Here is a 26,109-nt window from a genome sequence, read left to right on the forward strand (position 1 = left end):
GCGCTACCGCTGAGCAAGAGCCTGGGCCTGGGCGATCCGGCTGGGGGCCACCAGCAGCCAGATGAACCACAGGGTCACGGCGTACAGCGGCACGCCCAGGATGAGGCGGGCCACCCCGAGGTAGGACACGGCCTGGGCGCCGGCCAGGTAGAGGGGCACCTCGACGACGAGCCGCAGGGCGAACATGAGCGTCAGGACCCAGGTGCCTGCGTGGTAGCGGCGCCGGACAAGGCGCAGGGCCGGCTCGGTGCGCCAGGCCGAGGGTCGTGGGGCGGGATCGTCGTCGGCCTGCGGCGCCTGAGCGCTGCCCGAGTCCTTGCTCGCGCCGCTGTCCTCATCACTATCACTGCGGTCAGACTCGTCGGTGACGCGATGCCACAGCGTCATGAGGGCGCCCACGATCGGCCAGCCGATGAGCAGGGAGACCAGGCAGGCGACCAGCCAGGCCGCGTTGATCATGAGGCCGGTGGCGTAGAAGTTGGAGGCGTCGCCGCTGCGCCAGGCCCACAGGGCCGAGACCAGGACCAGCACGACCCCGCCGACGACCTGAACCGGAGACTGGCGCTGCACCAGGCGGGCCACGAGGCAGATGGCGCTGATGGCCAGGGAGGCGATCAGCGCCGCCACCAGTGCGGTGGGCCGCACCGCGATGACCAGGACGAACATGAGAGTAGGCACGACCGACTCGAGGATGCCGCGCCACCCGCCCACGGCGGCCATGGCGTCGAAGCGCTCGGAGTCGATGGCTCCCAGGCCCGTACGGGTGGTTCCCGTGGAACGGCTGCTCATTCGATGGTCCTTCCCGCAGGTGGCTGCCGGTTGCTACTGCCCCGGCCCCAGCAGGCGATAGGCGGGGTTATGGATCTGCTGGCGGTGGGTGCCGTCGGCGACCCGCCCCTCAGCGAGGAGATGGACCCCCGGCTTGATACCGGGGATGCGTCGCCGGCCCCACCACACCAGGTCGATGCTGCCGGTGCCGTCGTAGAGCTGCCCGACGAGGATGGGCTTGTCCTGGCTCGAGCGGTAGGTGACCGCCTGCAGCACACCGGAGACACGGGTCCGCTGACGCGAGGTCAGCGAGCCGATCGGATCGGTGCCCCGCCGGCTGGCGGAGCGCTCCTCGTCCTCGGCCTCGAGGAGCTCGCGACTGGTGTGCAGCGATTCGTAGTGCCGCTTCACCCAGGCCGACAGCGCCCCCATTTAACGCACTTCGGAGATGGTCGGGCCGGGCGCCAGCGGGTCGATGCCGGGCAGCTCCTCGGCCTCGGGGCCGGTCACGGCTCCGGGCGCGTGCAGGGGCAGGATCTCGCGGGGCGGACGGGCCTGGCCGTCGCGGACGACGACGATTCCGCGCAGCACCTCCCGCAGCGCCTGAGCGGAGTGCTCGGAAGAGGCGGCCGGTCCCTGGAGGACGCCGCGCAGGAACCAGCGGGGGCCGTCGATCCCCAGGAACCGGATCGTGCCGGTCACCATCGTGCCGTCGGGTCCGCGCATGGGCAGGTGAGCGACCAGCTCGGTACCGTGCTCCCCGTGGCTCTCCTCGTAGCGGGCACCGTTTCCAGCGAGCTCGTTGGCGATGTCGCCGCGCAGCTCGTCCCAGATGCCTGCGGTGCGCGGCGCGGCAAAGGCCCGCAGCTCGAGCGCCGAGCCACCCAGCGCCAGGACAACAGCGGTGACGGTGCCGTCGGGCGCCTGCTCCAGACGCAGCTGCATCCCGTCAACGGCCGGGACCTGTAGCGCGCCCAGGTCGATGCGGGGCACCTCCTCCTGGTCCTCGGGCAGCTCATTGAGGTCCCAGGGGCCGGAGGCAGCGGCCTTGTCGGGGTCGTCGCTGCCGGGGTCGCGCCCGAAGGTGGACTCGTCAGAATCGGTGGTTGCGTCGTCACGACGGCGCGAGAACAGTCCCATGGGGATCTCCTGAGTTGGGTGGGAACATCAGCCGGCGCAGTCTGCGCACACCGGAAGACCGGTCGCCTCGTCGACGAAGGCCAGCTGGCTGCGGTGATGAACGAGGAAGCACTCCGAGCAGGTGAACTCGTCCTCGAGCTGAGGAACCACGTGAACGCTCAGCTCCTCACGGGACAGGTCCGCCCCGGGAAGCTCGAAGCCCTCGGCGGCCTCGTTCTCGTCCTCCTCGATCGCGGCGGATGACTGGTCCTTCTGCCGCGAGGTCAGCTCTTCGATGGAATCGGCCTCGGGCTCGTCATCATTCTTGCGCGGGGCGTCGTAGTCGGTCGCCATGGCCTCGTCACTCTTTCTGTCGACGGCTCTCGGGTGACCTTCGCAAGGCGGGAGTCGAGCCGTGCACGCGCACCGGCGTCGTGCCGACGATTCAGCGTCCCCGTCCCGGAAGGCACGCGCACAATAGCACCGCCAGGTGGCCCGTCAAGCCAAATCGCCCGACGAAGGAACACGATTCGCTTTCAGTGCGTCCGCCCCGAGGGTTTTCACGAGGGTATTCACACCTGCTTCACATGTGGCACACCGCTGCGCCTCCCACGGCTCGGCGCCTGCGGATGGCAGGCTGTGGGGCACAGTGGAGCATATAGTGCTGACACGGGATGAAGGAGGCCCCACCCATGGTCGAGCTCGAGCTGCTGGGTGCCAACGGTGACACGATTGTCATGACCGACGAGGACGGCGAGCGCTACAGCATCGTCGTCGACGACGCCCTCAGGGCCGCGGTGCGCCGTGACCGCGGAGCGATCCTGCCCCCGTCGGGGACGGTCGCCGAGGCGCCGGCGCCCCTGCGCCCCCGGCAGCTCCAGGCCTACATGCGCGCCGGCGCAACCGCCGCCGAGGTCGCGATCAGCACGGGTATGGACGTGGAGCACGTGCGCCGTTTCGAGGGGCCGGTACTCGCCGAGCGCCAGTGGGCCGTCTCGCAGGCCCAGTCCTGCCGGATCGGCTGGGAGAAGGACTCCCCCCTGCTCGGCGAGCTGGTGGTGGACCGGCTGGCCACACGCGGTGTCGACCCTTCCAGCCTGGAGTGGGACGCGCTGCGCGAGGGCCGCGACCCCTGGCTCATCATGGTGACCTTCGTGCAGTCCGCCGAGGAGAAGCAGGCGCGCTGGTCACTGGACCTGACGGCCCGCGCGGTTCACGCCCTGGACGATGAGGCGCGCTGGCTCACCGAGGCCGGAGCGGGGGCCAAGCGCCCGGCCGTCTTCGACCAGGATTCGAAGGCCCCCGGAGCCTCCGCCTCTGCGCCGTCGGCGCAGTCGGGGAACTCCCCCGCGGCTGCGGGCTCAGCTGCCAGCGGCGCGGTCTCGGCCGCCTCCGCCCCGGCTGCGGCCTCCGGCGAGTCCACCGGGCTGGCCGTCGAGATGCCCTCCGGGATGCTTCCGGTCCGGGAGTACGGTCGCCCCACCAGTGGCGCCATGTCGGCCGATGACACTGATGCGCTGCTGGCCGACCTGGCCTCCAGCCGGGGCCGGCGCGTCGAGGTGGAGATGCCCCAGGACGACGAGCTGAGCGGCTTCGCGGGAGCGGGGAACGGCGACGAGGACGCCTTCACCGACCCTCACGGCATCGACTACACCAGCAGCCCTGAGAGCCCCGAGGTCCCCTCGCCCCCGGCCCGGGGCATGGAGGGGCGCCGTGCCGAAGCCGGTGCCAGGGCCACCGATGAGTCCTTGGAGCAGGCCGAGGGTCTGAGCGCGCAGGTCTACTCGATGTCGGAGCGCAGGCGCCTGCACACCGGCAACCACCCGGCCGGCACCAGGCTGGTGACGGCCTCCAGCGCCCCCTCGGCGGCGCCGTCGGCTCCGAGCCCCGCGGTGGAGCGCATTCCTGTGGGACGTCGGGCACCGTTGGGGGCGGACAGTCCCACTGAGCCGGTGCCGGAGATCCCCATGCCCTCGCGCTCCGAGGTCCTGGCCAAGGCCTCCCCCGGCCCGTCGGCCGCCTCTGCGGCCGGTACGCAGGAGCCCCTGCCCGACATGCCCAGGACACCTCCGGCCAAGAAGAAGTCCCGCCGTCGCTCACGGCGCTCCGTGCCCTCCTGGGACGAGATCGTCTTCGGCGCCAGGCCCGAGTAGCCCCGAGTAGCCGGGACCGGGACCTCAGGCCTCGGTGATGAGCAGCGGCACCTCGGTCTCGGCCGGGGTGAAGGAGCCGTGGACGCCTGGCATGGCGATGGCGGACTCAGAGTGGACCCGGGGGTCCACGAGGACCCAGTTCTCGGCCATGGCCACGACGACGTCGCCGACGACGCCTCGTGCTCGCGCTCCGAGGGCGCCCAGGTGCTCGCCGGTCTGCTCCCTGGTCCCGATCCACATCGCCCGCTCCCCCAGAACGTGGCGGTAGCGCTGAGCCACCTCGGCGGCGAGGTCCACGTCGCCGCAAGCGACATGCAGGTGCGTCAGCCTGGGCTCGCCGGCCACGGCGACGACGTCGCGGGCGAGCTCACGGTGGGCGCTCAGGTCGATGCGGTGGTCGGGATCGGTGTCGACCATGCCATGGTCGGCGCTGAGGAGGATCCTGGTTCCGGCGGGGACGCGGCGGACCAGCTCGGCCATGGCAGCGTCGAGGCGCTCGAGCTGGGCCAGCCACTGCTCGCTGAGCCACCCGTGCTTGTGACCGGTCTTGTCCAGCTCGCCGACGTAGAGGTAGACCAGCGGGGTGCCGCGGCGCAGGGCGCCGGCGGCCAGACCCGGCCGGTCCTCCAGCCGGTCGGCTCCCAGGTGCGAGGCGCCCCGTAGGGCGGCCTCGGTCAGGCCGGAACCGGCGAAGCGGGTCGGCCCGATGCTCACCGCGCTCCCAGCCGGAAGCCGTTCGAAGATCGTGGGCACGTCCTGCCAGGACCTGGGGCTGGGGACGTTGTCGCCCTTCCAGGTGATGAGGCTGAGGACCTGGTCGGGGCCGGGGACGGCGGAGGGGTCAAGAGCGGGCCCCAGGCGGGGGTTGAGCACCGAGTAGCCGACCATGCCGGTGGCGCCGGGCAGGGCGGAGGTACCCAGCATGGTCAGGGCCGCAGCCGTCGTCGAGGGCCGGCAGGTGAGGATTCCTGCACCGGTGCCGACAGTTGCGGTCTCGCGCTGTGCCAGCCACCGACGCAAGGTGGGGGTGTGTCCACGACGCTGACGGAGCATCTCCAGGCCCAGCCCGTCCACGAGGACGACGACGGTTCCCGGACCACCGGATTGCCCGGGCTCACCGGCCGGCTCGATCCCCCAGCTGTGGGCGACCGCGCGGGCCCGGGCGTCGCAGACGACTGGCTCAGCGGATTCACCGGTGGGGCTGACGTCGATATCGCCGTCATGCCCGGTGTCAGCCAAGACCAGTCCGGCACTGACAGCGCCGACCGCCAGGACATAACGAAGCGCCGGATCCTGCGGGCAGTCCGTAGCGGGAGCCGATGCGGGCTGCCCGCTGGCGCTCCGGGTTCCCATGACCGGCCCCGTCACAGGGTGGCGGCGCGAGCCGCCATCTGGGAGAGCCGGCCGGCGAAGGTCTCGGCACGGGCCAGGGCGGCAGCGCCCTCCACGCCCGCGGCCACGCGGATGACGACGTCGTCGGGAACGGACACGCCGGTCATGCCGTGGTCGGCCTGGCAGTCGGGGTCGCCGCAGGTGGCCGGCTCCATGTCGATACGGCGCACCGAGCCCCAGGAGATCGCGATCGTCATCTCGGTGAGGGTTCCGCCGCCCTGGGCCGGGTCGACCACGCCACGGGTCAGGGCCATGGAGCGGATACGGCTGAGCGGAACGGCCTCGCTGGTGGCCAGGGCGCCGGGGCTGCCGTCGTCACCGGGGGTGTCGTCAACGTGGACGATGATGAGGCGGCTGGGGGTCAGGGCCAGAACGGTCAGGTGACGGTGGACCGCCTCGGCGAAGGTGGTCTCGGCCTGGACCATGCCGGAGAGGATCTCCTCCTCACCCACAGCCAGGCGGAGGGTGTCGAGCACCAGCTCGGGGTAGTAGCCGGCGAGCTCCACCTGCTGCACCAGGTCTGCGAAGGCCTCCTGCGACGCCTCGCGCGAGGCGGGACCGGCGGCCGAGCTGCGGCCTGAGTGGGTCGTCATGGTCGCCATTGTGCCATCGTCCGCCCCTTCGTCGTCGAGCGTCGGTATGCCCTTGCTCGAGGCGGGCCGATTGCTGCCGGCGGGTGCGTCTGACCTGTCACGCCCGGGTGTCGTGGTTTGTTTTCGGCCCGATTCCTCGGAGAATGCGCCCATGCCGAAGTCTGCCACCACCCGGACTCCTCCCCCGACCGACGGGGAGATCGTCGACCTCGATCTGTCCACGGAGATGCGCACCAGCTTCCTGGAGTACGCCTACTCCGTTATCTACGCGCGCGCCCTGCCCGACGCCCGCGACGGGCTCAAGCCGGTTCAGCGCCGCATCCTGTTCCAGATGGATCGCATGGGGCTGCGCCCGGATCGTCCGCACGTGAAGTCCTCCCGGGTCGTGGGAGATGTCATGGGTCGGCTCCACCCCCACGGGGACACCGCGATCTATGAGGCGCTGGTGCGCCTGGCCCAGCCCTTCACGATGCGCCTGCCGCTCATCGACGGCCACGGAAACTTCGGCTCCCTGGACGACGGCCCGGCGGCCCCCCGTTACACCGAGGCGCGTCTGGCCGCCTCTGCCCTGGCGCTGACGGCGGACCTGGATGAGGACACGGTCGACTTCACCCCCAACTACGACTACACGCTCACCGAGCCCGAGGTGCTGCCGGCGGCCTTCCCGAACCTGCTGGTCAACGGTGCGGCGGGTATCGCGGTGGGCATGGCCACGAACATGCCGCCGCACAACCTCGTGGAGGTGGTGGCCGCCGCCCGGCACCTGCTGACTCACCCCGAGGCGAGCCTGGAGGATCTCATGGCCTTCGTGCCGGGGCCGGACCTGCCCGCCGGCGGCATGATCGTGGGCCTGGACGGGATCCGGGAGGCCTACCGCACGGGGCGGGGCAAGTTCCTCACGCGGGCCACCGCTCACGTGGAGTCCATCTCACCGCGCCGCAAGGGCATCGTGGTCACCGAGCTGCCCTACATGGTGGGACCGGAGAAGGTCATCGCCCGCGTCAAGGAGGCGGTGGGCTCCAAGAAGCTCCAGGGCATCACCGACGTCGCCGACCTCACCGACCGCAGGCACGGAACCCGCCTGGTCATCAGCGTCAAGAACGGTTACAACCCCGAGGCCGTCCTGGCCCAGCTCTACAAGCACACGCCGCTGGAGGACTCCTTCGGCATCAACAACGTCTCCCTCGTGGACGGTCAGCCCCACACCCTGGGGCTGCGCGAGCTGCTGGAGGTGTTCGTACGTCACCGTCTCACGGTGGTCACTCGGCGCACCCGGTTCCGTCTGGGCAAGCGTCGCGAGCGCGCCCACCTGGTGGACGGCCTGCTCATCGCCATCCTCGACATCGATGAGGTCATCGCCGTCATCCGCTCCTCCGACGACGCCGCCACGGCGCGCACCCGGCTCATGCAGGTCTTCGACCTCACCGAGCCGCAGGCCGGCTACATCCTGGAGCTCCAGCTGCGCCGGCTCACGAAGTTCTCGGTCATCGAGCTGGAGAAGGAGCGCGACGAGCTCGCTCGGGAGATCGAGTCCCTCGAGGCGATCCTGGCCGACGACGCGCTGCTGCGGCGCGTGGTCTCCCGGGAGCTGGCGGCCGTGGCCGAGCAGTTCGGCACCCCGCGGCGCACGGTACTGCTGGAGGCCTCCGGTGAGCGCGTGACGTCGTCGGCCGCCGTCGCCGCGACTGCGGACGACGCCCCCGCCTCAGGTGGGGGTGCGAAGCCGGCCGGTGCCTCCGCTCAGCCGATGACGCTCATGCCCAGCGCCTCCCCGGTGCCGCTGACCGTCCCTGACGACCCGTGCCGGGTGATGCTGTCGGCCACCGGACTGGTGGCGCGCACCCCCGGCGCCGAGCCGGTGGCCCGCACCGGCGGGCGCCAGCCCCACGACGCCCTGACCTCTCAGGTGGCCACCACGGCGCGTGGGCGCATCGGCGCGGTCACCGACACCGGACGGCTCGTGCTGCTCGACGTCGTCTCCACCACGGAGGTGCCCCGCACCGAGGGGGCCCCGGGGCTGGCCGGTGCGACTCAGGTTCGCCAGCTGGTGGACATCGAGCCGAAGGAGAAGGTGGTGGGGCTGGTCCCGGTGGGGTCGGCCGACAACCCTCCCATCGTCCTGGCCACGGCTGAGGGCGTCATCAAGCGGGTCAAGCCCGGCGACGAGCCCAGGAACGCTGAGAGCTGGGAAGTCATCTCCCTGTCCGAGGGCGACCGGGTGGTCTTCGCGGGCACCGCCGCGGACACGGACTTCCTGGCCCTGGTGACCTCCGACGCCCAGCTGCTGCGGTTCCAGGCCGCCAAGGTGCGTCCGCAGGGCCGGGGCGCCGGTGGGATGGCGGGGATCTCGCTGCATGAGGGCGCCCGGGTTATCGCCGGTGCTGCGGTTCCTGAGGAGCTCCTGGCCGAGGCCATCGTGGTGACGGTGGCGGGCTCCGAGGGCTCGCTTCCGGGCACCGGAGGAGGCAGTGTCAAGGTCACGCCCTTGGATCGTTACCCGGCGAAGGGACGGGCCACGGGCGGGGTTCGCTCTCACCGTTTCCTGCGCGGTGAGGACGAGCTGGTGGTGGCCTGGGTGGGGGTGGCCCCGCCTAGGGCGCTGCGCGAGGGCGGCAAGCCGGTCGCGCTGCCGGAACCCGATGAGCGGCGCGACGGCTCCGGCTCACCGCTGCCGGCTCCCATCATCGGAATCGGCTGACGGGGATGTAGTAGCAGCAGCATCCCGGAGATCCGCCCGCGAGCAGGGCGGCTGTGCCTAAAGTGGCGCATGGCTGATCAACCCTCCGCAGACCTGCTCATCAGGGACGCGCGCATCGTCCCTTTCCGGTCCCGTACCGAGCTGGGGGCGCTGCGCCGCAGGGATTCGCACCCTGGCGCCCTGGACGACCCACCGTCCCCGGGTGAGCCCGTGGATGTGCGCATCGAGGTAGGCCGGGTCGTCGAGGTCGGGCAGGAGCTGGGTGCTCCCGGGGTACGGGTCCTTCAGGCCGAGGGCTCCTTCCTCATTCCCGGTCTGTGGGACGCTCACGCCCACCTGGACATGGAGGCGGCGCGCTCGGCGCGCATCGACACGCTGGCCACCCGCAGCGCCGAGGAGGCCCTGGAACTGGTGGCCCGGGCGCTGCGGGAGCTGCCGGCGGGTTCGCGGCCGGCCACGATCCAGGGATTCGGGCACCGTCTGTCCAACTGGCCCCGGGTGCCCACGGTCGCCGAGCTCGACGCAGTCACCGGGGAGACTCCCACGCTGCTCATCTCCGGGGACGTGCACTCTGGGTGGCTGAACTCGGCGGCGCTGCGGGCTCTGGGCCTACCGGGGGCCAGCGCCCAGGACCCGGGGGCGCCGATGAAGGAGGATCCGTGGTTCGCCCTGCTGGACCGCCTCGATGAGGTGCCCGGGACGCGCGAGCTGCGGGAGTCCGGCTACCGGCAGGTCCTGGCCGACATGCTGTCCCGGGGCATCACCGGCGTGGTTGACATGAGCTGGTCGGAGGATCCCGATGACTGGCCGCGGCGCCTGCGGGCCATGGCGGACCAGGGCGTCCTTCCTGAGGTGCTGCCCCGTATCCGCATCGGGGTCTACCGCGACAAGCTGGAGCGGTGGATCGCCAGGGGCCTGCGCACCGGGACAGAGCTGGCGGGCTCACCCCACCTGCCCGACGGCTCCCCGGTGCTGGTTCAGGGGCCGCTCAAGGTGATCGCAGACGGCTCGATGGGCTCGGGCAGCGCGCACACGTGCGAGCCCTATCCGGCCGAGCTGGGCCTGGAGCACACCTGCGGCGTGGTCAACATCGACCGGGCCGAGCTCACAGACCTCATGGCCCACGCCTCCCGGCAGGGTTATGAGATGGCCGTCCACGCCATCGGGGACGCGGCGGTCGACGACGTCGCCGCGGCCTTCGCTCGCTCGGGTGCCGCCGGGCGCCTGGAGCACGCCCAGCTGCTGCCGGCCGACGCCCTCGATGAGCCTGACGGGGCGCTCAGGCGCCTCGTGGGCTGCGGCATCGAGCTGTCGGTTCAGCCGGCCCACCTCATTGACGACTGGGCGGCCGTGGGCCGGGTGTGGCCGGGGCTGGAGGGGCGCACCTACGCCTTCGCGGACATGGTGGCCGCCGGGGCCCTGCTCCAGCTGGGCTCGGACGCGCCGGTGGCGCCCCTGGACCCGTGGCTGGCCATGTCGGCGGCCGTGGGGCGCCGGACGCCGGATGGCTCGGTGTGGTCGCCGGATCAGCGGCTGACGGCGGAGGAGGCGCTGGCGGCCAGTGTCAACGGGGCCGGTCCGGTGGCGGTGGGCTCTCAGGCCGACCTGGTGCTCCTGGCCGAGGACCCCCTGCGCCTGGGGGCCGAGGAGCTGGCGGGTGTTCGCCCAGTGGCCACCGTGGTGGCCGGAGCTGTGGCCCACCTGCGAGGGTGAGCCTCCCGGGAGACTGTGTTGTCTCATGTCTTCTGAGGGTTTCGGGTGTCATGACGTCTCAAGACACCGCTGGAGTGGGTGTGCCAGATCGGAGAGCTGCTGCTTGGGCTTGTCGGAGGGGGCCGGCTCGGTGACTGTGGTGGCTGCCGGTGTCGTCTGGATGCACTGCACGAGGGGGGTGCTACTGGAGGAGGGTTGGGGGTACTGCGGGTAGGTGGGGCCTTCGTGCAGTACGCACAACCCTTGGTCAGTAGATCCCGACCCTCGTGGAGTAGACCGACTCGGGGCGGAGCGGGGCGGAGCCGGCGTCGAACCATGACCTCCGGGCCCCTGCGCAGACGGCGGGCAGGGAGCGGTGCAGGAGGACCTGTGACGGAGGCGTCGGGCTATGCCGTAAGAACCCCGGACTCACTCCTGCGCGGCCCGGTGTCCACAGCGCTGACATGAACGAGCCTGCCATCGAAGCACCCAGCGGGGATCGTTGGAATCCTGCGGTTCCTCCCCGACGCGCAGCCCCGATGCGGGGTTGATGTCAGCGCTGTGGACACCAGCGACCTGCCAGGAACCGCCAGGCCTCTTCCCTCCGCGCCTCGTCGCCTCCAGGACCACCAGCCTGTCCCGGATTCCCGTCCGAGCGAACGCCTCCCAAGTGAGGAGACAGCACAAACCGCCCGGGAGACGAAGGCCCCGCTCAGACGTCGAGGGCGTAGAGGATGGTGCCGCGGGTGGGCACGTAGCCCAGGGACTCGTACAGGTCCACGGCACCACTGGGGTTGTCGGTGTCGACGCCGGCGGCGGCGTACTCCATGCCGTCGGCGGCGTAGGCGCGCATGGCGGCCACCAGCAGCGCGGGCCCGATCCGGCGGTGGCGGTAGTCGCTGAGGACCCCGAGCACGTCGGTGTAGCCCTCCCGCCAGCCCAGTGCCTGCCAGTCCTGCTCGTAGCGGCCCGAACGCAGGTAGCCGGCGACCCGGGCCCGGTCCCCGGAGCGGTCCATGGCCACAAAGCTCCACTGGGGGGCGAAATAGGCACTGCCTGCGGTCCAGTCCTCGGGGGTGACGTTCTCCGCCTTCCAGGTCTCGGCCATGGCCTGGTTGTAGGCACGGCGGACGTCGTCGTCGATTTCGGGGGTCCACGGGTCGATGGTGATGAAGCCGTCCAGGTCCACCTCGGGGATCTCGTCGCCGAGGAAACGGCGCACCTCCCGGTACCAGCGCGTCGGTTCAAAACCCATGTCCGCCAGGTGCCCCTGCATGCGCTTGTCATCCTCCATGACGGTGGTGACCACGTGGGCTGGGACCCGGGTCGAGCCCTTGCCCGCCACGGTGCCGGCTCGTTCGGCACCCACGAGGTGGCGGGCCCGCTCGGCCTGCCAGTGCAGGAGGGCACGACCGATGCCGCGTTTGCGTACGGCCGGGTCCACGGTGCCGGTCATGGAGGCGTAGATCTCCCCGGCTGGGCGCAGGCGCACCAAGCCGAAGGCGCGCATGACGCCGTCAGCGTCGCGCCCGGCGACACCGGAGTAGGTGGGGTCAAGGAAGTACTCGGCCGTCTCCTGCTCACTGGTGCGGTAGGGCGGGTTGTCGACGTCCTCGGCCCGAGCGATGAGCGCGGCCAGCTCGTGGTTGTCCTCCGGGCCCAGCGGCCGCCAGGACAGCTCCCGCGACAGGGACGAACGGGGACCCGGGCGCAGGATGGGCCACGGTGAGGACCCCGCCCGGCGGATACCGTAACCGGGTGCCATGAGTGCACCTCCCTCATGAGGATGAAAAAAGACGATCAGTCAGTAAGCAGCGCGCCTCGACCTGCGGCGGGCCGTGACACGAAGGTTACTGACCCTACCTGAAGGAGTGGCCGAGACCTGACGCGGGGATCAGGCGTCGATGCGCTCGCGATCAACATCACGGGCGCCTTCGACGATGAAGTCGCGGCGGGGCTCAACCGATGAGCCCATGAGAAGCTCGAACACGGACTCGGCCTCCATGATCTGGGCCTCATCCCCCAGGGTAATGCGCCGCAGGGTGCGGTGCTGGGGCTCCATGGTGGTCTCGGCGAGCTGGTGGGCGTCCATCTCCCCCAGGCCCTTGTAGCGCTGGGGCTCCTTGAAGCTGCGGCCCGCGCGCTCCAGGCGGCGCAGAGTGGCGACGAGCTCCTCGTCGGAGTAGGTGTAGATGATCTCCTTCTTGCGCCGCCCCGAGCCGGAGACCTCGATGCGGTGCAGGGGCGGGACGGCGGCGAAGACCCGGCCCGCCTCGATCATGGGGCGCATGTAGCGGAAGAAGAGGGTCAGCAGGAGGGTGCGGATGTGGGCGCCGTCGACGTCGGCGTCGGTCATGAGGATGACCTTGCCGTAGCGGGCGGCCTCCAGGTCGAAGGTGCGTCCGCTGCCGGCGCCGACCACCTGGATGATGGCCGAGCACTCGACGTTGCGCAGCATGTCGGCCTGGGAGGCCTTCTGCACGTTGAGAATCTTGCCGCGGATCGGCAGGAGCGCCTGGAACTCGGAGTTGCGCGCGTTCTTGGCGGTTCCCAGGGCGGAGTCGCCCTCGACGATGAACAGCTCGGAGGCGGCGACGTCGTCGCTGCGGCAGTCGGCGAGCTTGGCCGGCAGGGAGGAGGTCTCCAGGGCCGTCTTGCGGCGGGTGATCTCCTTGTGCAGGCGCGCTGAGACGCGGGCGCGCATCTCGCCGACGATCTTCTCCTCCAGGGCACGCGCCTGGGCCTTGAGGTCCCGCTTGGAGGAGGTCAGCAGGGCGGTGAGCTCGCGCTCAACCACCTTGGAGACGATCTGGCGCACGGGCCCGGTGCCCAGGACCTCCTTGGTCTGGCCCTCGAACTGGGGCTCGGGCACGCGCACGGTGATGACGGCGGTCAGGCCCGCCATGATGTCGTCCTTCTCGACGCGCCCGTCCTTGGCGGTGAGCTTCAGGGCCCGGGAGTCGGCCTCGATGCGCTTGCGCAGCACCTTGGTGAGGGCCTGCTCGAATCCGGTCAGGTGGGTGCCGCCCATGGGGGTGGCGATGATGTTGACGAAGGAGCGCTCCGTGGTGTCGTAGCCGATCCCCCAGCGCAGGGCGACGTCGACCATGCAGGTGCGCTCGACCTCGACGGGCCGCAGGTGCCCGCTGGCACGGTCGAGCTGTTGGACGGTCTCGGTGTAGGTGCCCTCGCCGGTGAGGCGGAAGGTGTCGGTGACTGAGCCGTCGGAGGCCAGGAAGTCGACGAAGTCGGCGGTGCCGCCCAGGGCCTGGAAGACCTCGACGTCGTCGTCATCGCCGGTGTCGAACAGGTCGCCGCGGTTCTCAGTGGCGTTCTTGGCGGCCGCCCGCAGGGTGACCTCGTGGACGGCGTCGTCGGTCTCGCCGGCGTCGGCGGCCGGCGTGGTGGAGGCGGCGATGGCCTCGGCCTTGGGGCGCTTGTCCTCCAGGCGCAGGGTGAGGCCCGGGACGAGGAAGCTGGTCTGGCGCAGGCGGGCGCGCAGGGCGGCGGCGTCGTACTCGGTGGGCTTGGGGAAGATCTGGGGGTCGGCCCAGTAGCGGACCCGGGTGCCGGTCACGCCGCGGCGCACCTTGCCGATGACGCGCAGCTCGGAGGCCTTCGTGAAGCCGGTGAAGGGTGAGGAGGGGCTGCGCCCGGCGGAGTCGTCGAAGATGCCGGGCTCGCCGCGGTGGAAGCTCATGGCGTAGGTCTTGCCGCCGCGGTCGACCTCGACGTCCATGCGCTCGGCCAGGGCGTTGACGACGGACGCCCCCACGCCGTGCAGGCCGCCGGCGGCGCCGTAGGAGCCTCCGCCGAACTTCCCGCCGGCGTGCAGCTTGGTGTAGACGAGCTCGACGCCGGTCAGGCCGGAGGAGGGCTCAATGTCCACGGGCACGCCGCGCCCGTTGTCGCGCACCTCGATGGAGCCGTCGTCGTGGACGGTCACCGAGATGTCGTCGCCGTGCCCCTCGAGGGCCTCATCGACGGCGTTGTCGACGATCTCCCACACGCAGTGCATGAGACCGCGCTGGTCGGTGGAGCCGATGTACATTCCCGGGCGCTTGCGCACGGCCTCGAGCCCCTCCAGGACGGAGAGGTGGCGGGCGGAGTAGTCGCCCCGGCTGGTCTTGTTCTCAGATGAGGGCACGCTGGGAATCTAGCCGATCAGTGCCGCTGGTGCCTTGTGCCTCGCCGCGGCAGGCCTGTGGCGTCATACGTCATGCAGCTACCGAGGCCGCCACGGGCCGCCACGACCGCTACGTCAGCGGAAGGGCGGGGCTCACCCGCGCGCTGCCGATCCCACGGCCCGCCTTACCCAGCCGGAAGCGCACCCGCCTCTTGAGCACGGTACCCGAGGCGGCCTGCCCGTCCACCAGCCCCTCGGCAGGGAAGAGCGTGAAGGTCCATCGCTCGGCGTAGTCCGAGTCGGGGACGAGCCCGGGCGAGCACTGCAGGAGGCGGGCTCCCCAGATTTGACGGGTCATGAGGGTGCGGGTGTCGACACCGTCGACCTCGAAGAGCTCCGTAGGAGCGGCGGTGATGTCCTCATGGCTTCCCGCCGAGATTCCGTACTGGCCGACGACGCCGGCCACCACCATCCAACCGTCCTTGCCCAGCATGGTCCCGGCGGCAGTTCCGACGGAGGCGCTGAGGTCAGTTCCCTCCCCCAGGGCCGGGTCGACGAAGTCCTCGGTCAGATCGGGCTGCTGACCGCGGCGGATGCCAGGATCAATGGCCCCGCGGGTGTCGAGTCGGTCGGTGGCCGGGATCGCCAGGAGTCCGTAGTCGACGTCGTCGGAGAAGCGGAATGAGGCGAAGTGCTCCCTTAAGTGGGCCACCGCGCGCTCGGCCCGCTCCCAGCGGGCACCGGCGCCACCTCCGACTCCTGCATCCTCGTCCAAGCACTCGGCGACGACCTCGGCGGGCGCTCGTAGCCCCACGGCCTCCAGCCTCTGCCGAAGGACCGCGTTGGTCGCCCAACCCGAGCGCTCCAGGCTCGCGATCTCACGGTCGCGGAACTCCTGCACCACCGACATCCTGACTGCTCCCTCCCGATTCCTGCGGGCTGACAGCTCGCCACGGTTACCTTCCAGCATTCACCCGACCGATCAGTTCCGTGGTGACGTGCGCCGTGGGCGAAAGCGCGTGCGCCTCAGGCGGAAACGGCCGCCTCGGGCGGGTGGAAGCGTCCGCGTCATGATGCAATGCGGTCCATGAGCACAACCGGAACCTCAACCGCCGCGCAGGCGGTGACCACCCTGGACGAGCAGACCGCTCCTGCCGCCGACTCCGCCGAGCGCCCGCTGACCACAGCCGACCGCTGCGACGTCTGCGACGCGCAGGCCTACGTCCGAGTCGTCATGCTGACCGGCGAGCTCTTCTTCTGCGGTCACCACGCCCGCAAGCACGCAGAGAAGCTCAAGGAGGTCGCACTGCTGTTCCAGGACGAGACCGCGAGCCTGGCCGCCGGCAGCTGACGGCGCCGGTCGACCCAGCCGACGTGGACTTCTTCACTGAAGTCGGCACTGCGGTTCACTGAGTATCACAGTCTTTTTCTACCGGATGCCGCATATCCTCATTCCTGAGGCCCTGCTCCTGTTCCCACCCCGAGTCCCCCGGCACAGAGCCTTGCGCTGAATGAAGCAACCTGCCCCCATCCAGGCTCGACGAAGCCGCGTGACCTTTGAAGGAACTGTCTGTGAAACGCTCTCTCCGCGTCATGACCACCTCTGCCCTGCTCGTCTTCTGCGGCACGTTAGCGCTTTCAGGATGCTCCGGATCCACCGGCTCCAGCGCCGCCTCCTCAGCACACACCGCCCCGGCGGACGCGAAGGCCACCGGACCCGTCGTCATCGTCGACCTGCGTTCGGCTGAGGAGTTCAAGAAGGGGCACCTGGAGGGGGCCGTTAACTACGACTTCTCCTCGGGTGACTTCTCCAGCCAGATCTCAGGTCTGGACCGCAGCTCCCAGTATCAGCTCTACGGCTCCGCCGACCAGCCCAAGATGGCCAGTGCCGTCATGCGCAACGCTGGTTTCTCCGGAGTCACCGAGCTGGGAACCCTCGACGCCGCCAAGAAGACCACCGGGGCCAAGGTCGTCACCGGCTGACGTCGGTCGCCCCGGCGGGCGAAGCTCGCCCGGCCCGCCCCGATCACTCAGAGAAGCGGCAGCCCCTCCAGGAGATGGGTGAGGGCGACGACCTGCCGGGGCACGTACTCGGCGATCGTCAGGCCGACGACGTCGGCCGCCCGCCCTAGATCCCTGATCACGCGGTTGGTCTGAGTCACACTCAGGCCGCCGCGATCGTAGCCCAGTCTCAGCCGGACCTCATCGGCGTCCACGGTGTCGACATCCAGATGGACTGCTACGCGGCTGCAGCCGGTGGCCTCCAGCCACCTCAGCAGGGGCTCCGTCGAGTCGCCCAGGTCAGCCGGGCCGAAGGCGTGCAGCCCCCACGTGGCGATGTTGGGGTAGCCGTCCTCGGTCCAGGAGTGCAGGCCCGCCAGGGTCAGTCGACTCGGGGAGACAAAGGCCGCCAACTCCTCCATCACCTCGACGTCACCAGTACCGATGATGTGAGAGACCGCCATGGCGTGGTAGCCGGGGTGCTGGAAGTGCGAGGTGCCGATGTCGGGGTGGGAGTCGATCCAGACGACGGCCAGGTCGTCTCCGTAACGGGCGGCGAGCTCGGTGAAGGGGACGACGGAAACAGCGCAGTCCCCGCCCAGGGTGAGGATCCTGGGAGCGTCGTGCCGGGCGATCGCCTCGCGGGCGTCACGAATCCCGGCCAGGATCTGGGCACGCGACTCCATGCCGTTAGTGACGAGAACCTCCTCGCCAGTGGGTTCATCGCTGACGGGGACGATCTCCGTGGGACCGGCGTGCTCGGGCAGGAGCGCCGTCAGCACCCGGGTTCCCAGTGCATAGACGCGCCGCGCCTCCCCGTAGGGCAGCTCGGGCAGCAGGCTGCGCACCGAGGCCTCTCCCGCCCCCTGCCACTGGGGCCAGATGAGGCGAAGGGTGTCGGACTGGGCGAGAGCGGTGCGTGCGTCAACCATCTCAGTGCTCCTGAGCGAGGGAGTCTCCCGGTGTCCAGTTTACGATCCCGGGCTGTACACCACCTGACTCAGTCCTAAGTCTCACATGCAGAGGTGCCTGGTGGGAGCGGTCACCGTCGTCAAGGACGCACTGGGCGCCGCACCTCCACCCTGTGCAAGCTCGGCAGCGTGAGCCGGGGAGGTCGCCGATGACAACGACATAATTTACCATCCGGCTCTAATCCAGACTCGGTAAAAATGGTGGACGGGCCCGCACCCGTGTCCAACGCCCAGGGCCTCGGCGTGTGCGATGGCGCCGGTGAGGTAGTCCTTGGCGTCCCGCACCGCTTCCAGCCAGGTCGCCCGGCGTGGTCGCAGCGAGGCGATCGCCGAAGAGAGCGTGCATCCCGTGCCGTGGGTGTTCTGCGTGGATACCCTGCGACCGCACAAGATCTCGACGCCGTCGGCATCGGCGTAGACATCGACGGCGTCACCAGCGTCACCGCTCAGGTGACCACCCTTGACCAGGACCCTACGTGCACCCAGATCCCTCAGGCGCTGCGCCTGGTTGCGCAGCTCACCGAGGGTCGCCGCGGGCTCCTCCCCCAGCAGGACGGCCGCCTCATAGAGGTTAGGAGTGATGAGATCGGCTTTGGCGCACAGACGGCGCACGGCACCGACCGCCTGCTCGTCGAGAAGGCGGTCCCCGGAGGTGGCCACCATGACCGGGTCGAGCACCGTATGAGTGAGTCCAGGCAGGTACTCCCCCACCGCGTCGGCCAGCTCGGCGGTGGCGAGCATCCCGATCTTCGTGGCATCGGGGACGATGTCCTCCAGCAACGTGTCCATCTGGAGACGGACGAAGTCGACCGGCACGGCGTGCACACCGGCCACACCGCGCGTTGACTGGGCAGTCAACGCCGTGATGACGCTCATCGCGTAGGCGCCGAGGGCACTCATGGCCTTCATGTCGGCCTGAATGCCGGCGCCACCACTAGGATCTGAGCCGGCGATGGTCAAGGCGGTCACGGTTGCCGAACGCTGCTGGCTCATCGCCGACATCCTTCGTCCCAGGCACGGTGCAGGTCGGCGGCGACGCTCCTGGGGTCCTCGGCCGTGCAGATGGCTGATACGACGGCGGCACCGGCCAGACCACCCGCCCGGAGGGCCGGCAGGTCGCTGGCCGTGATGCCGCCGATGGCCACAGCAGGCAGATCGATCAGGGCAGCCATGCGCGCCACGCCGTTCACCCCCAGGCTCTTCGGAGCGTCGGCCTTGGTGGCGGTGGGATGAACGACGCCGATGCCGACGTGGTCGCAGGCGCCCTGCTCTTGGGCGGTGCGCAGTTCGTCGGGAGTCGCGGCCGACAGCCCGAGGTAGGCTTCTTCCCCGACGAGACGGCGTGCGATGCGGGCGGGCAGGTCCGACTGGCCGAGGTGTACCCCGGCCACGGGCGCTCCCTGATCGCGCGCCGCCAGGAAGATGTCGACGCGGTCGTTGACGATGACGGGGACCTGATCACCAATCACCTCGGCCACCTCCAGCACCTGAGTCAGGAAGAGTCCGCCGTCGGTACCCTTGGCGCGCAGCTGGACGCAGGTGACTCCGCCGTCGACAGCAGCCTCAACGGTGGCCAGGACGTCTCTGCCGCGCGAGCGGCACTGGCCCTCATCGGTGACGAGGTAAACCGACAGGTCCGGTGCGGCCCTCATGCCGGCCCTCCCCCGGCGGCGGTGGTCGCGCTGGTAGCACTGACGCTAACGTTCTGCAGGTCCTGCATCTCAAGGGCGTACAGGGCGTCGAGGAAGGCTGGTGGGAAGGATCCGGGGCCGGTTGATCGGACCTCCGCTCGCTCGGCAGCAGCGCTGTAGACGGCATGCGCAGCGACGACGGCGCTCACGTCATCCAGGCCCTCCTTCCGCCCCGCCCCGAGAAAGGCCGCGACCACCGCACCCAGAGCGCAGCCCCCGCCAGTCATCCGGGTCAGTAGCGCGGAGCCGCCCTGAACGTGGATGACGCTCTCGCCGTCGGTGATCAGATCGACGGGCCCGGAGACGGCGACAACGCAGCCGTGGCTGCGGGCCAGGTCGCAGGCCGGATCGAGTGCCGCGGCGACGTCGTCGGCGGTCTCGACGCCCCGCCCACCGCTGCCGTCTCCTGCCAGAGCCAGGATCTCCGAGGCATTGCCCCGTACGACGCTCGGTCCCCGGCCGAAGAGCTCACGGGCCAGCGCAGTGCGGTGCGTCAGCGTGCCGATGGCCACCGGGTCGAGGACCCACGGCGTGCCCGCGTCGGCTGCCGCAGCCACGGCCTCACGGGCGGCGTCCCGCTGCTCGGGCTGAGGCGTGCCGAGGTTGATGAGCAGCGTGGAGGCGACGCGGGCAAAGGGGCCCGCCTCCCCCGTGATATCCACCATGGCGGGCGCCGCGCCCAGAGCCAGGAGAACGTTAGCGGTGATGTTGGTGACCACCGTGTTGGTGATGCAGGAGACCAGCGGGGCGTGGCGGCGTACCGCCTCAAGCGCCGCTGGGGTAGACATGCCCCAGTGCATGTGACATCCCTTCGTCAGTACTAGCTGGACAGGTTCGACGGGTGTGTTCTCAGCCATGTGGCACCCCGTGTCACGATCGAGACACTAGCATCGACGGCGTCGGCCCCGGAACCCATGCGGTTCCGGGGCCGACGCCGTCGACACACAGGAGCCGTCGGGGCTCCTTCGTCAGGGTCCGTCCGCTCAGTCCAGGTAGTCGCGCAGGACCTGGCTGCGCGAGGGGTGGCGCAGCTTGGACATGGTCTTGGACTCGATCTGGCGGATGCGCTCGCGGGTGACCCCGTAGACCTTGCCGATCTCATCGAGGGTCTTGGGCTGGCCGTCGGTCAGACCGAAGCGCATGGAGACCACGCCGGCCTCGCGCTCCGAGAGAGTGTCCAGCACGGCGTGGAGCTGCTCCTGCAGGAGGGTGAAGCTGACCGCGTCGGCCGGGACCACGGCCTCGGAGTCCTCAATGAGGTCACCGAACTCGGAGTCCCCGTCCTCACCCAGGGGGGTGTGCAGGGAGATCGGCTCGCGCCCGTACTTCTGGACCTCGACGACCTTCTCCGGGGTCATGTCCAACTCGACGGCCAGCTCCTCCGGGGTGGGCTCACGTCCCAGGTCCTGGAGCATCTGGCGCTGCACGCGGGCGAGCTTGTTGATGACCTCGACCATGTGCACCGGGATACGGATGGTGCGGGCCTGGTCCGCCATCGCGCGGGTGATGGCCTGGCGGATCCACCAGGTGGCGTAGGTGGAGAACTTGAAGCCCTTGGTGTAGTCGAACTTCTCCACAGCTCGGATGAGGCCCAGGTTGCCCTCCTGGATGAGGTCCAGGAAGAGCATGCCGCGCCCCGTGTAGCGCTTGGCCAGGGAGACCACCAGTCGCAGGTTGGCCTCCAGCAGGTGGTTCTTGGCCCTCTGACCGTCCTGGGCCACCCAGTGCAGCTCGCGGCGCAGCTTGGCCGGTAGGTCGTTACCCTCCTCAGCCAGGCGGTGCTCGGCGTAGAGGCCGGCCTCGATGCGCTTGGCGAGCTCGACCTCCTGCTCGGCGTTCAGCAGCGCGACCTTACCGATCTGCTTGAGGTAGTCCTTGACCGGGTCCGCGGTGGCGCCGGCGGTGACGACCCGCTGGGCGGGCTCGTCACCCTCATCGGAGTCGGAGACGGTGAAGGAGCCGTCCTTGTCCTGGGACTTGCCGCGCTTACCGGACTTCTTGGAGGCGGCCTTCTCCGCCTCCTCCCGGCGCATGCGCTCGAGCTCGCCGGTCAGGGCTGCGATGGAGGGCTGCATCTTGATGCCCTTGATAACCCAGCCGCGGAAGATGTAGCCGTTCTGAGCGAGGTAGTCACGCGCCACCATCGGGGCGGAGTCACCCACGACGAACCGGGGAACCGGGCCGTGTCCGTAGGGGGCCAGCGTGATGGGCTCCTCCAGGGTGCCGTGACCGGCGATCTCCAGGTTCTCCACGACCGTGCGTGAACGCACGAAGAGAGTCGCCCCCGGGGCCAGGCGGACCCCCTTGAGAGAGGCGGGGTCGTTGAAGGGGCTGCGCTTGGAGCCGTCGCCGTTCTCCTCCAGGCTCACATCCAGGTAGTAGTCGCGCAGCTCGGGGGCCGGACCGTCATCCTCCTGGGCGGTCTGCGCCTCGGAGTCGTCATCCTGGTCCTCGTCCTCGTCAGAGGAGTCCTCGTTGTCGTCCTCGTCAGAGCCGTCGTAGTCCTCGTCGTCATAGCCGGCGTCGTCGTCTCCTTCGTCGTCGAGGTCGAAGTCCTCGTCGTCGAGCGGGGTCTCGTCGACGTCGTCAGTGAGCTCGGTGCTGGAGCGCGTCACTGTGGAAGAAGCCACGGAGTTCCTTTCGCGTGGGCGGGCGGACAGCCGGTGACGGGGTATGGGAACCCGACCCGGCACAGTAGACAACCCCCGAATTGTAGCGTTTATTCCTCAGGATCTCCGCACAGACGACTTAGTATGACCTCACCTTGTTCGCACTCGCGTCGCGCCGCAGCAAACCCGCCACCGGGGGAGTCACCACCCCTCCTGACGTCTGAGCTGGGACTACTCTGGCGGTCATGAGTGCGCTGCCTGCGGCCCTGGGCCGTGTCCGTCCCGCCGTCGAGCACCGCCTGACTCAGGTCCTGGAGGACTGCCACCGGCGCTGGGAGGACCTGGGCCAGGCCACCCCGGAGCTGCTCGAGGCCGCCGGGAGCGTCCTGAGCGGAGGTAAACGCATGCGGGCCGTCCTGGGGGCCGTCGGCTGCGCGATCCTGAGCACCCCGGAGCAGCGAGCCGAGTGCCTGACCGGTTCCGACGCCGTCCACCTGGGTGCGGCCCTGGAGCTCTACCAGGCCAGTGCCCTGGTCCACGACGATCTCATGGACGGTGCCGACACTCGGCGGGGCCTGCCCTCGGCGCACCGCGTCTTCGCTCGAGACCACGAGGCCCGGGGCTGGCTGGGACGCCCGCAGACCTTCGGGGCCAATGGCGCCATCCTGCTCGGTGACCTCCTGCTGTCGCTGGCTGGAGAGCAGATGAGCGCGCTGGCGCCGTCGCGCGCCTCCAGTAAGACCAGAAGCAGCGCGGTGCAGCATGCCCGGTCCGCCTTCGACGCCATGACCACCGAGGTGGCCCTGGGCCAGTTCCTCGACGTGCGCAGCGAGAACCTGCCCCTGCCCTGGGACCGGGAGCCGGGCGCTGCGGCCAGGCGCATGCAGGGCGACGCCCTGTCGGTCGTGCGGCATAAGTCGGCCCGCTACTCGGTGCGTCACCCGCTGCTCATTGGCGCCCTCCTGGCCGGCCTGGACCCGAGCGGGACCACCGCCGAGCACCTGGCCGCCTTCGGCGAGGACGTCGGTATCGCCTTCCAGCTGCGCGACGACGAGCTGGGGGTTTTCGGCTCACCGCAGACCACCGGCAAACCCGCCGGAGACGATCTGCGCGAGGGCAAGCGCACGGTGCTGCTGGCCCTGACCTGGGGGCGCTGCGACGAGGCCGGCCGGCACCTGCTTGGCAGCGTCCTGGCCAATCCTGAGGCCACGGAGGAGCAGATCGGCGAGGTCACCGCTCTCATCGAGGACTGTGGCGCGCGCGCCGCCCACGAGGAGATCATTGCCGCGCACCGCGACGCCGGGAACCGGGCGCTGGAACGACTCGGGACCGAGGGCGTGGTGAGCACCGCATCCCTGGAGGACCTGGCGGTGCTGGCGGACCTGCTGACACACCGAGTCTCCTGATCCGGTGCAGGAACAGGGCACCCCGCCAGGCGGGCAGTACTACCCGCCCGATCCGGCCGGCGGCTGTCACCACCCGACCGGCATCGTAGAATCGCGGGGTGGTGACAGATCCCCTCATTGGTCGGTTGGTCGACTCTCGCTACGAGATCGTCGACCGCCTAGCGCGTGGCGGGATGGCCACCGTCTACCGCGCCCATGACCGTCGCCTGGACCGGACCGTGGCGCTCAAGCTCATGCACGCCCACCTGGCCGACTCCCCCGACTTCGTCTCACGCTTCCGCCGTGAGGCGAGGGCCGCGGCACGCCTGTCCAACCCGGGCGTGGTGGCCGTCTTCGACCAGGGCAGCCTCGACGGGGTCGCCTACCTCGTCATGGAGTACGTCGAGGGGCCCACGCTGCGTGACCTCATTGCGGCAGGACCCCTGTCGGTCAAGGAGGCCCTGGGCCTGGTGGCCCAGCTGCTGCGTCCGCTCGGCGCGGCCCACCGGGCCGGCCTGGTCCACCGCGACATCAAGCCGGAGAACGTCCTGCTGCCCTCGGACGGCTCGGTGGCCAAGGTGGCCGACTTCGGCCTGGCCCGGGCGGTCACGGAGGTGACGCAGACGACGACGGGCAACGTGCTGGGCACGGTCGCCTACCTGGCGCCCGAGCTCATCACCTCCGGGGAGTCCACCTCTCGCGCCGACGTCTTCTCTGCAGGGGTGGTTCTCTACGAGCTCCTCACCGGCCAGCAGCCCTTCACCGCAGACTCCCCCATTCAGATCGCCTTCCGCAACGTCCACGAGGACGTTCCCCTGCCCTCCAAGCTGGTGCCCGACATGCCGGCCGACGTCGACGAGCTCGTGGCCACCATGACGCGCCGTGAGCCGCAGGAGCGCCCGGCTGACGCCGACGAGGCGCTGGCACTGCTGCGCAACGTCGTCGACGAGCTCACCGAGTCCGAGCTCTCCGTGCGCCGCGGGGGCGGGACCGGCTCCATCCGCACCCAGCAGGTCATGACGGCCAATGCTCAGGCCGCCCGCTCAGCCATCGACAACGAGCCCCAGGACGACGCCGACGACTCCTCCGCCGAGGACTCCTCGCCGCACGCCGGGATGCGCACCGTCTCCCTTCCCATCGGTTCCATCGGCCCGGACTCCAAGGGGAGAACACGTGCGCTCTCCCGCAAGGCCCTGGCGGCCGACGCTCAGAAGACCACTGCCGTCCCCGCCCCGAAGAAGGGCACCGGCAACTTCATCCGCCGTCGTGCGGTCATCATCGGGCTGCTGGCCGTGGCCGGAACCGGGGCGAGCGCCACCTGGTACCTGACGGCCGGTCCCGGCAGAAGAGTTCCCGTCCCCAACATCGTCGGCATGTCTGAGGACCAGGCGCAGCTCGCACTGGAGAAGCAGGGGCTCAGCTGGGGCACGCCCGAGCGCGCCTACTCCGACACGGTCCCGGCCGGCAGCATCGTCTCCTGCCAGCCGAAGGCGGGCCAGAAGGTGGGGCTCGGCCAGGCCGTCACCGCCACCGTCTCCCGAGGCGTGGAGACCAAGACCGTTCCCGACGTCGTCGGGAAGACCAAGGACCAGGCCACAGCCGCGATCACGGCGGCCGGCCTGACCCTGGGGGACGTCACCGAGGAGTACTCCGCCAGCGTGGAGTCGGGCAAGGTCGTCTCCTGCGACCCCAAGGCCGGCAAGGTCATCAAGCACACCGAGAAGGTCTCGATCGTGGTCTCCAAGGGCAAGGAGCCGGCCACGATCCCCGACGTGACCGGCCTGAGCGAGGACGAGGCCAAGAAGGCCCTGGAGAACGCCGGCCTGAAGAAGGGTAAGGTCAGCAAGGGCTACTCCGACTCCGTAGCGAAGGGGAACGTCATCTCCTCCTCCCCCATCGCCGGGGCCTCGGGCTACTACAAGGGCGACTCGGTGGACCTGACCGTCTCCAAGGGGCCGGAGAAGGTGACGGTCCCGGACGTGACCGGCAAGAGCCAGGACGAGGCCAAGAAGGCTCTGGAGGACGCCGGGCTCAAGGTGGAGGTCAACAAGCGCCTGGGTGGCCCCTTCGGGACGGTGCGCTCCACCGATCCCGCACCGGGCTCCAGCGTCAAGCCGGGCTCCAAGGTCACCATCAACATCTTCTGACGAACGTGGCCCGGTGCCGCTTCAGCGGACCGGGCCACGCTTCGCCTGCTCTGCAGGCGGGCGCTCAGTGGGTGTTCTCAGCCCTTGAGCATCTCGGCGATCTCGAAGGCGACTTCGAGTGACTGCTGGTGGTTGAGGCGCGGGTCGACGAGGGTCTCGTAGTGCTCGGCCAGGCCGGCCTCGTCGATGTGCTCGCCGCCGCCGAGGACCTCGGTGACGTCGTCGCCGGTGAGCTCGACGTGGATGCCGCCCGGGGCAGTGCCCAGGGAGCGGTGCACCTCGAAGAAGCCACGGATCTCGTCGAGGATCGTCTCGAAGCGGCGGGTCTTGTAGCCGTTGTCCGAGGTGATGGTGTTGCCGTGCATGGGGTCGGTGATCCAGGTGACGGGGCGTCCGTCGGCGCGCACCGCCTCCACCAGCGGCGGCAGGGCCTCGCGGATGCGGTCGGCGCCCATGCGGGTGATGAGGGACAGGCGTCCGGGGAGGCCCTCGGGGTTGAGACGGTCCATGAGCCGGGCGATGTCGTCGGGGGACGTGGTGGGGCCGACCTTGACGCCCACGGGGTTGTGGACGCCGGCGAGGATGGCGACGTGGGCGCCGTCGGCCTCTCGGGTACGTTCCCCCACCCAGAGCATGTGGGCGGAGGTGTCGTAGAGGCGCCCGGAGCGGGAGTCCTCGCGGATCATGGCGTCCTCGTACTCCAGGAGGAGGGCCTCGTGGGCGGCGTAGAAGTCGACCTGGCGCAGGGCCTCGAAGTCGACGCC

General features: G+C 70.1%; 22 protein-coding genes and 1 riboswitch. Of the genes, 7 read left to right on the forward strand and 15 right to left on the reverse strand.

The annotated features are described in order from the left end of the window. Positions 1-3 precede the first annotated feature (3 nt). From RIV14_RS09610 to RIV14_RS09625, 4 genes are read right to left on the reverse strand one after another with little or no spacing between them, the layout of a single operon-like run. Complete coding sequence (locus RIV14_RS09610; RefSeq protein WP_075373475.1) at positions 4-789, reverse strand: DUF3159 domain-containing protein; 786 nt, start codon at positions 787-789, stop codon at positions 4-6. 33 nt (positions 790-822) lie between these two features. Then, on the reverse strand, positions 823-1,200 hold the full coding sequence (locus RIV14_RS09615) for an OB-fold nucleic acid binding domain-containing protein (RefSeq protein ID WP_075373474.1): 378 nt from the start codon (positions 1,198-1,200) through the stop codon (positions 823-825). Then, positions 1,201-1,908, reverse strand: a complete 708-nt coding sequence (locus tag RIV14_RS09620; RefSeq protein WP_075373473.1) for a DUF3710 domain-containing protein — start codon at positions 1,906-1,908, stop codon at positions 1,201-1,203. 27 nt (positions 1,909-1,935) lie between these two features. Then, positions 1,936-2,241, reverse strand: coding sequence for a DUF4193 domain-containing protein (locus RIV14_RS09625; protein WP_004565030.1), 306 nt, complete (start codon positions 2,239-2,241; stop codon positions 1,936-1,938). A gap of 338 nt (positions 2,242-2,579) precedes the next feature. Here RIV14_RS09625 and sepH point away from each other — a divergent pair, with 338 nt between their 5' ends. Beyond that, entirely contained in the window at positions 2,580-4,040 is a 1,461-nt protein-coding gene (gene sepH, locus RIV14_RS09630; RefSeq protein ID WP_428978877.1) for a septation protein SepH, read from the forward strand. A gap of 24 nt (positions 4,041-4,064) precedes the next feature. Here sepH and RIV14_RS09635 read toward each other — a convergent pair whose 3' ends face one another. Both RIV14_RS09635 and RIV14_RS09640 read right to left on the reverse strand, forming a co-directional pair. Then, entirely contained in the window at positions 4,065-5,393 is a 1,329-nt protein-coding gene (locus tag RIV14_RS09635; protein WP_143224250.1) for an alkaline phosphatase family protein, read from the reverse strand. Between the two features lie 11 nt (positions 5,394-5,404). Continuing rightward, the gene (locus RIV14_RS09640; RefSeq protein WP_178387917.1) at positions 5,405-6,025 is read right to left on the reverse strand and encodes a DUF5998 family protein; all 621 of its coding nucleotides are present in this window, start codon (positions 6,023-6,025) and stop codon (positions 5,405-5,407) included. 151 nt (positions 6,026-6,176) lie between these two features. Between RIV14_RS09640 and RIV14_RS09645 the strand changes: the two genes are divergently transcribed. Continuing rightward, on the forward strand, positions 6,177-8,723 hold the full coding sequence (locus tag RIV14_RS09645) for a DNA gyrase/topoisomerase IV subunit A (protein ID WP_075373471.1): 2,547 nt from the start codon (positions 6,177-6,179) through the stop codon (positions 8,721-8,723). A 69-nt stretch (positions 8,724-8,792) separates the two neighbouring features. Continuing rightward, the gene (locus tag RIV14_RS09650; protein WP_178387916.1) at positions 8,793-10,436 is read left to right on the forward strand and encodes an amidohydrolase; all 1,644 of its coding nucleotides are present in this window, start codon (positions 8,793-8,795) and stop codon (positions 10,434-10,436) included. A 691-nt stretch (positions 10,437-11,127) separates the two neighbouring features. Here RIV14_RS09650 and RIV14_RS09655 read toward each other — a convergent pair. From RIV14_RS09655 to RIV14_RS09665, 3 genes are all read right to left on the reverse strand, one after another. Further along, positions 11,128-12,180, reverse strand: coding sequence for a GNAT family N-acetyltransferase (locus tag RIV14_RS09655; protein ID WP_075373470.1), 1,053 nt, complete (start codon positions 12,178-12,180; stop codon positions 11,128-11,130). A 129-nt stretch (positions 12,181-12,309) separates the two neighbouring features. Further along, positions 12,310-14,562 (reverse strand): DNA gyrase/topoisomerase IV subunit B, encoded by a 2,253-nt coding sequence (locus RIV14_RS09660; protein ID WP_075373469.1) that lies wholly within the window; start codon positions 14,560-14,562, stop codon positions 12,310-12,312. Between the two features lie 109 nt (positions 14,563-14,671). Further along, complete coding sequence (locus tag RIV14_RS09665) at positions 14,672-15,451, reverse strand: hypothetical protein (RefSeq protein ID WP_075373468.1); 780 nt, start codon at positions 15,449-15,451, stop codon at positions 14,672-14,674. Between the two features lie 168 nt (positions 15,452-15,619). Between RIV14_RS09665 and RIV14_RS09670 the strand changes: the two genes are divergently transcribed. Next, on the forward strand, positions 15,620-15,892 hold the full coding sequence (locus RIV14_RS09670; protein ID WP_178387915.1) for a DUF7455 domain-containing protein: 273 nt from the start codon (positions 15,620-15,622) through the stop codon (positions 15,890-15,892). 221 nt (positions 15,893-16,113) lie between these two features. Then, entirely contained in the window at positions 16,114-16,524 is a 411-nt protein-coding gene (locus RIV14_RS09675; protein WP_075373467.1) for a rhodanese-like domain-containing protein, read from the forward strand. Between the two features lie 47 nt (positions 16,525-16,571). Here the strand turns inward: RIV14_RS09675 and RIV14_RS09680 are convergent, their stop codons facing one another. The 5 genes from RIV14_RS09680 to RIV14_RS09700 all read right to left on the reverse strand — a co-directional run bounded on the left by RIV14_RS09680 (position 16,572) and on the right by RIV14_RS09700 (position 21,834). Continuing rightward, positions 16,572-17,474, reverse strand: a complete 903-nt coding sequence (locus tag RIV14_RS09680) for an arginase family protein (RefSeq protein ID WP_075373466.1) — start codon at positions 17,472-17,474, stop codon at positions 16,572-16,574. Between the two features lie 204 nt (positions 17,475-17,678). Continuing rightward, positions 17,679-18,506, reverse strand: a complete 828-nt coding sequence (gene thiD, locus RIV14_RS09685) for a bifunctional hydroxymethylpyrimidine kinase/phosphomethylpyrimidine kinase (protein WP_075373465.1) — start codon at positions 18,504-18,506, stop codon at positions 17,679-17,681. After that, positions 18,503-19,165 (reverse strand): thiamine phosphate synthase, encoded by a 663-nt coding sequence (thiE, locus tag RIV14_RS09690; RefSeq protein WP_004565045.1) that lies wholly within the window; start codon positions 19,163-19,165, stop codon positions 18,503-18,505. The genes thiD and thiE overlap by 4 nt, the downstream gene beginning before the upstream one ends. Beyond that, on the reverse strand, positions 19,162-19,992 hold the full coding sequence (gene thiM / locus RIV14_RS09695) for a hydroxyethylthiazole kinase (RefSeq protein WP_075373491.1): 831 nt from the start codon (positions 19,990-19,992) through the stop codon (positions 19,162-19,164). Before thiM ends, thiE begins: the two co-directional genes overlap by 4 nt. A 1-nt stretch (position 19,993) precedes the next feature. Then, positions 19,994-20,082: riboswitch (TPP riboswitch) on the reverse strand. Between the two features lie 105 nt (positions 20,083-20,187). Next, on the reverse strand, positions 20,188-21,834 hold the full coding sequence (locus RIV14_RS09700; protein ID WP_075373681.1) for an RNA polymerase sigma factor: 1,647 nt from the start codon (positions 21,832-21,834) through the stop codon (positions 20,188-20,190). Positions 21,835-22,058: 224 nt separating this feature from the next. Between RIV14_RS09700 and RIV14_RS09705 the strand changes: the two genes are divergently transcribed. Next, complete coding sequence (locus tag RIV14_RS09705) at positions 22,059-23,219, forward strand: polyprenyl synthetase family protein (protein ID WP_075373680.1); 1,161 nt, start codon at positions 22,059-22,061, stop codon at positions 23,217-23,219. Between the two features lie 98 nt (positions 23,220-23,317). After that, a complete protein-coding gene (gene pknB / locus RIV14_RS09710) occupies positions 23,318-25,345 on the forward strand; it encodes a Stk1 family PASTA domain-containing Ser/Thr kinase (RefSeq protein WP_075373679.1) in 2,028 nt (675 codons plus the stop codon). A 77-nt stretch (positions 25,346-25,422) separates the two neighbouring features. On the opposite strand, the gene RIV14_RS09715 is transcribed toward pknB, so the two are convergent. Beyond that, a partial coding sequence (locus RIV14_RS09715; protein ID WP_309325163.1) for a 3-deoxy-7-phosphoheptulonate synthase occupies positions 25,423-26,109 on the reverse strand: 687 nt, incomplete at its 5' end.

It is taken from the genome of Actinomyces acetigenes (assembly GCF_031296635.1).
Taxonomy (GTDB): domain Bacteria; phylum Actinomycetota; class Actinomycetes; order Actinomycetales; family Actinomycetaceae; genus Actinomyces; species Actinomyces acetigenes.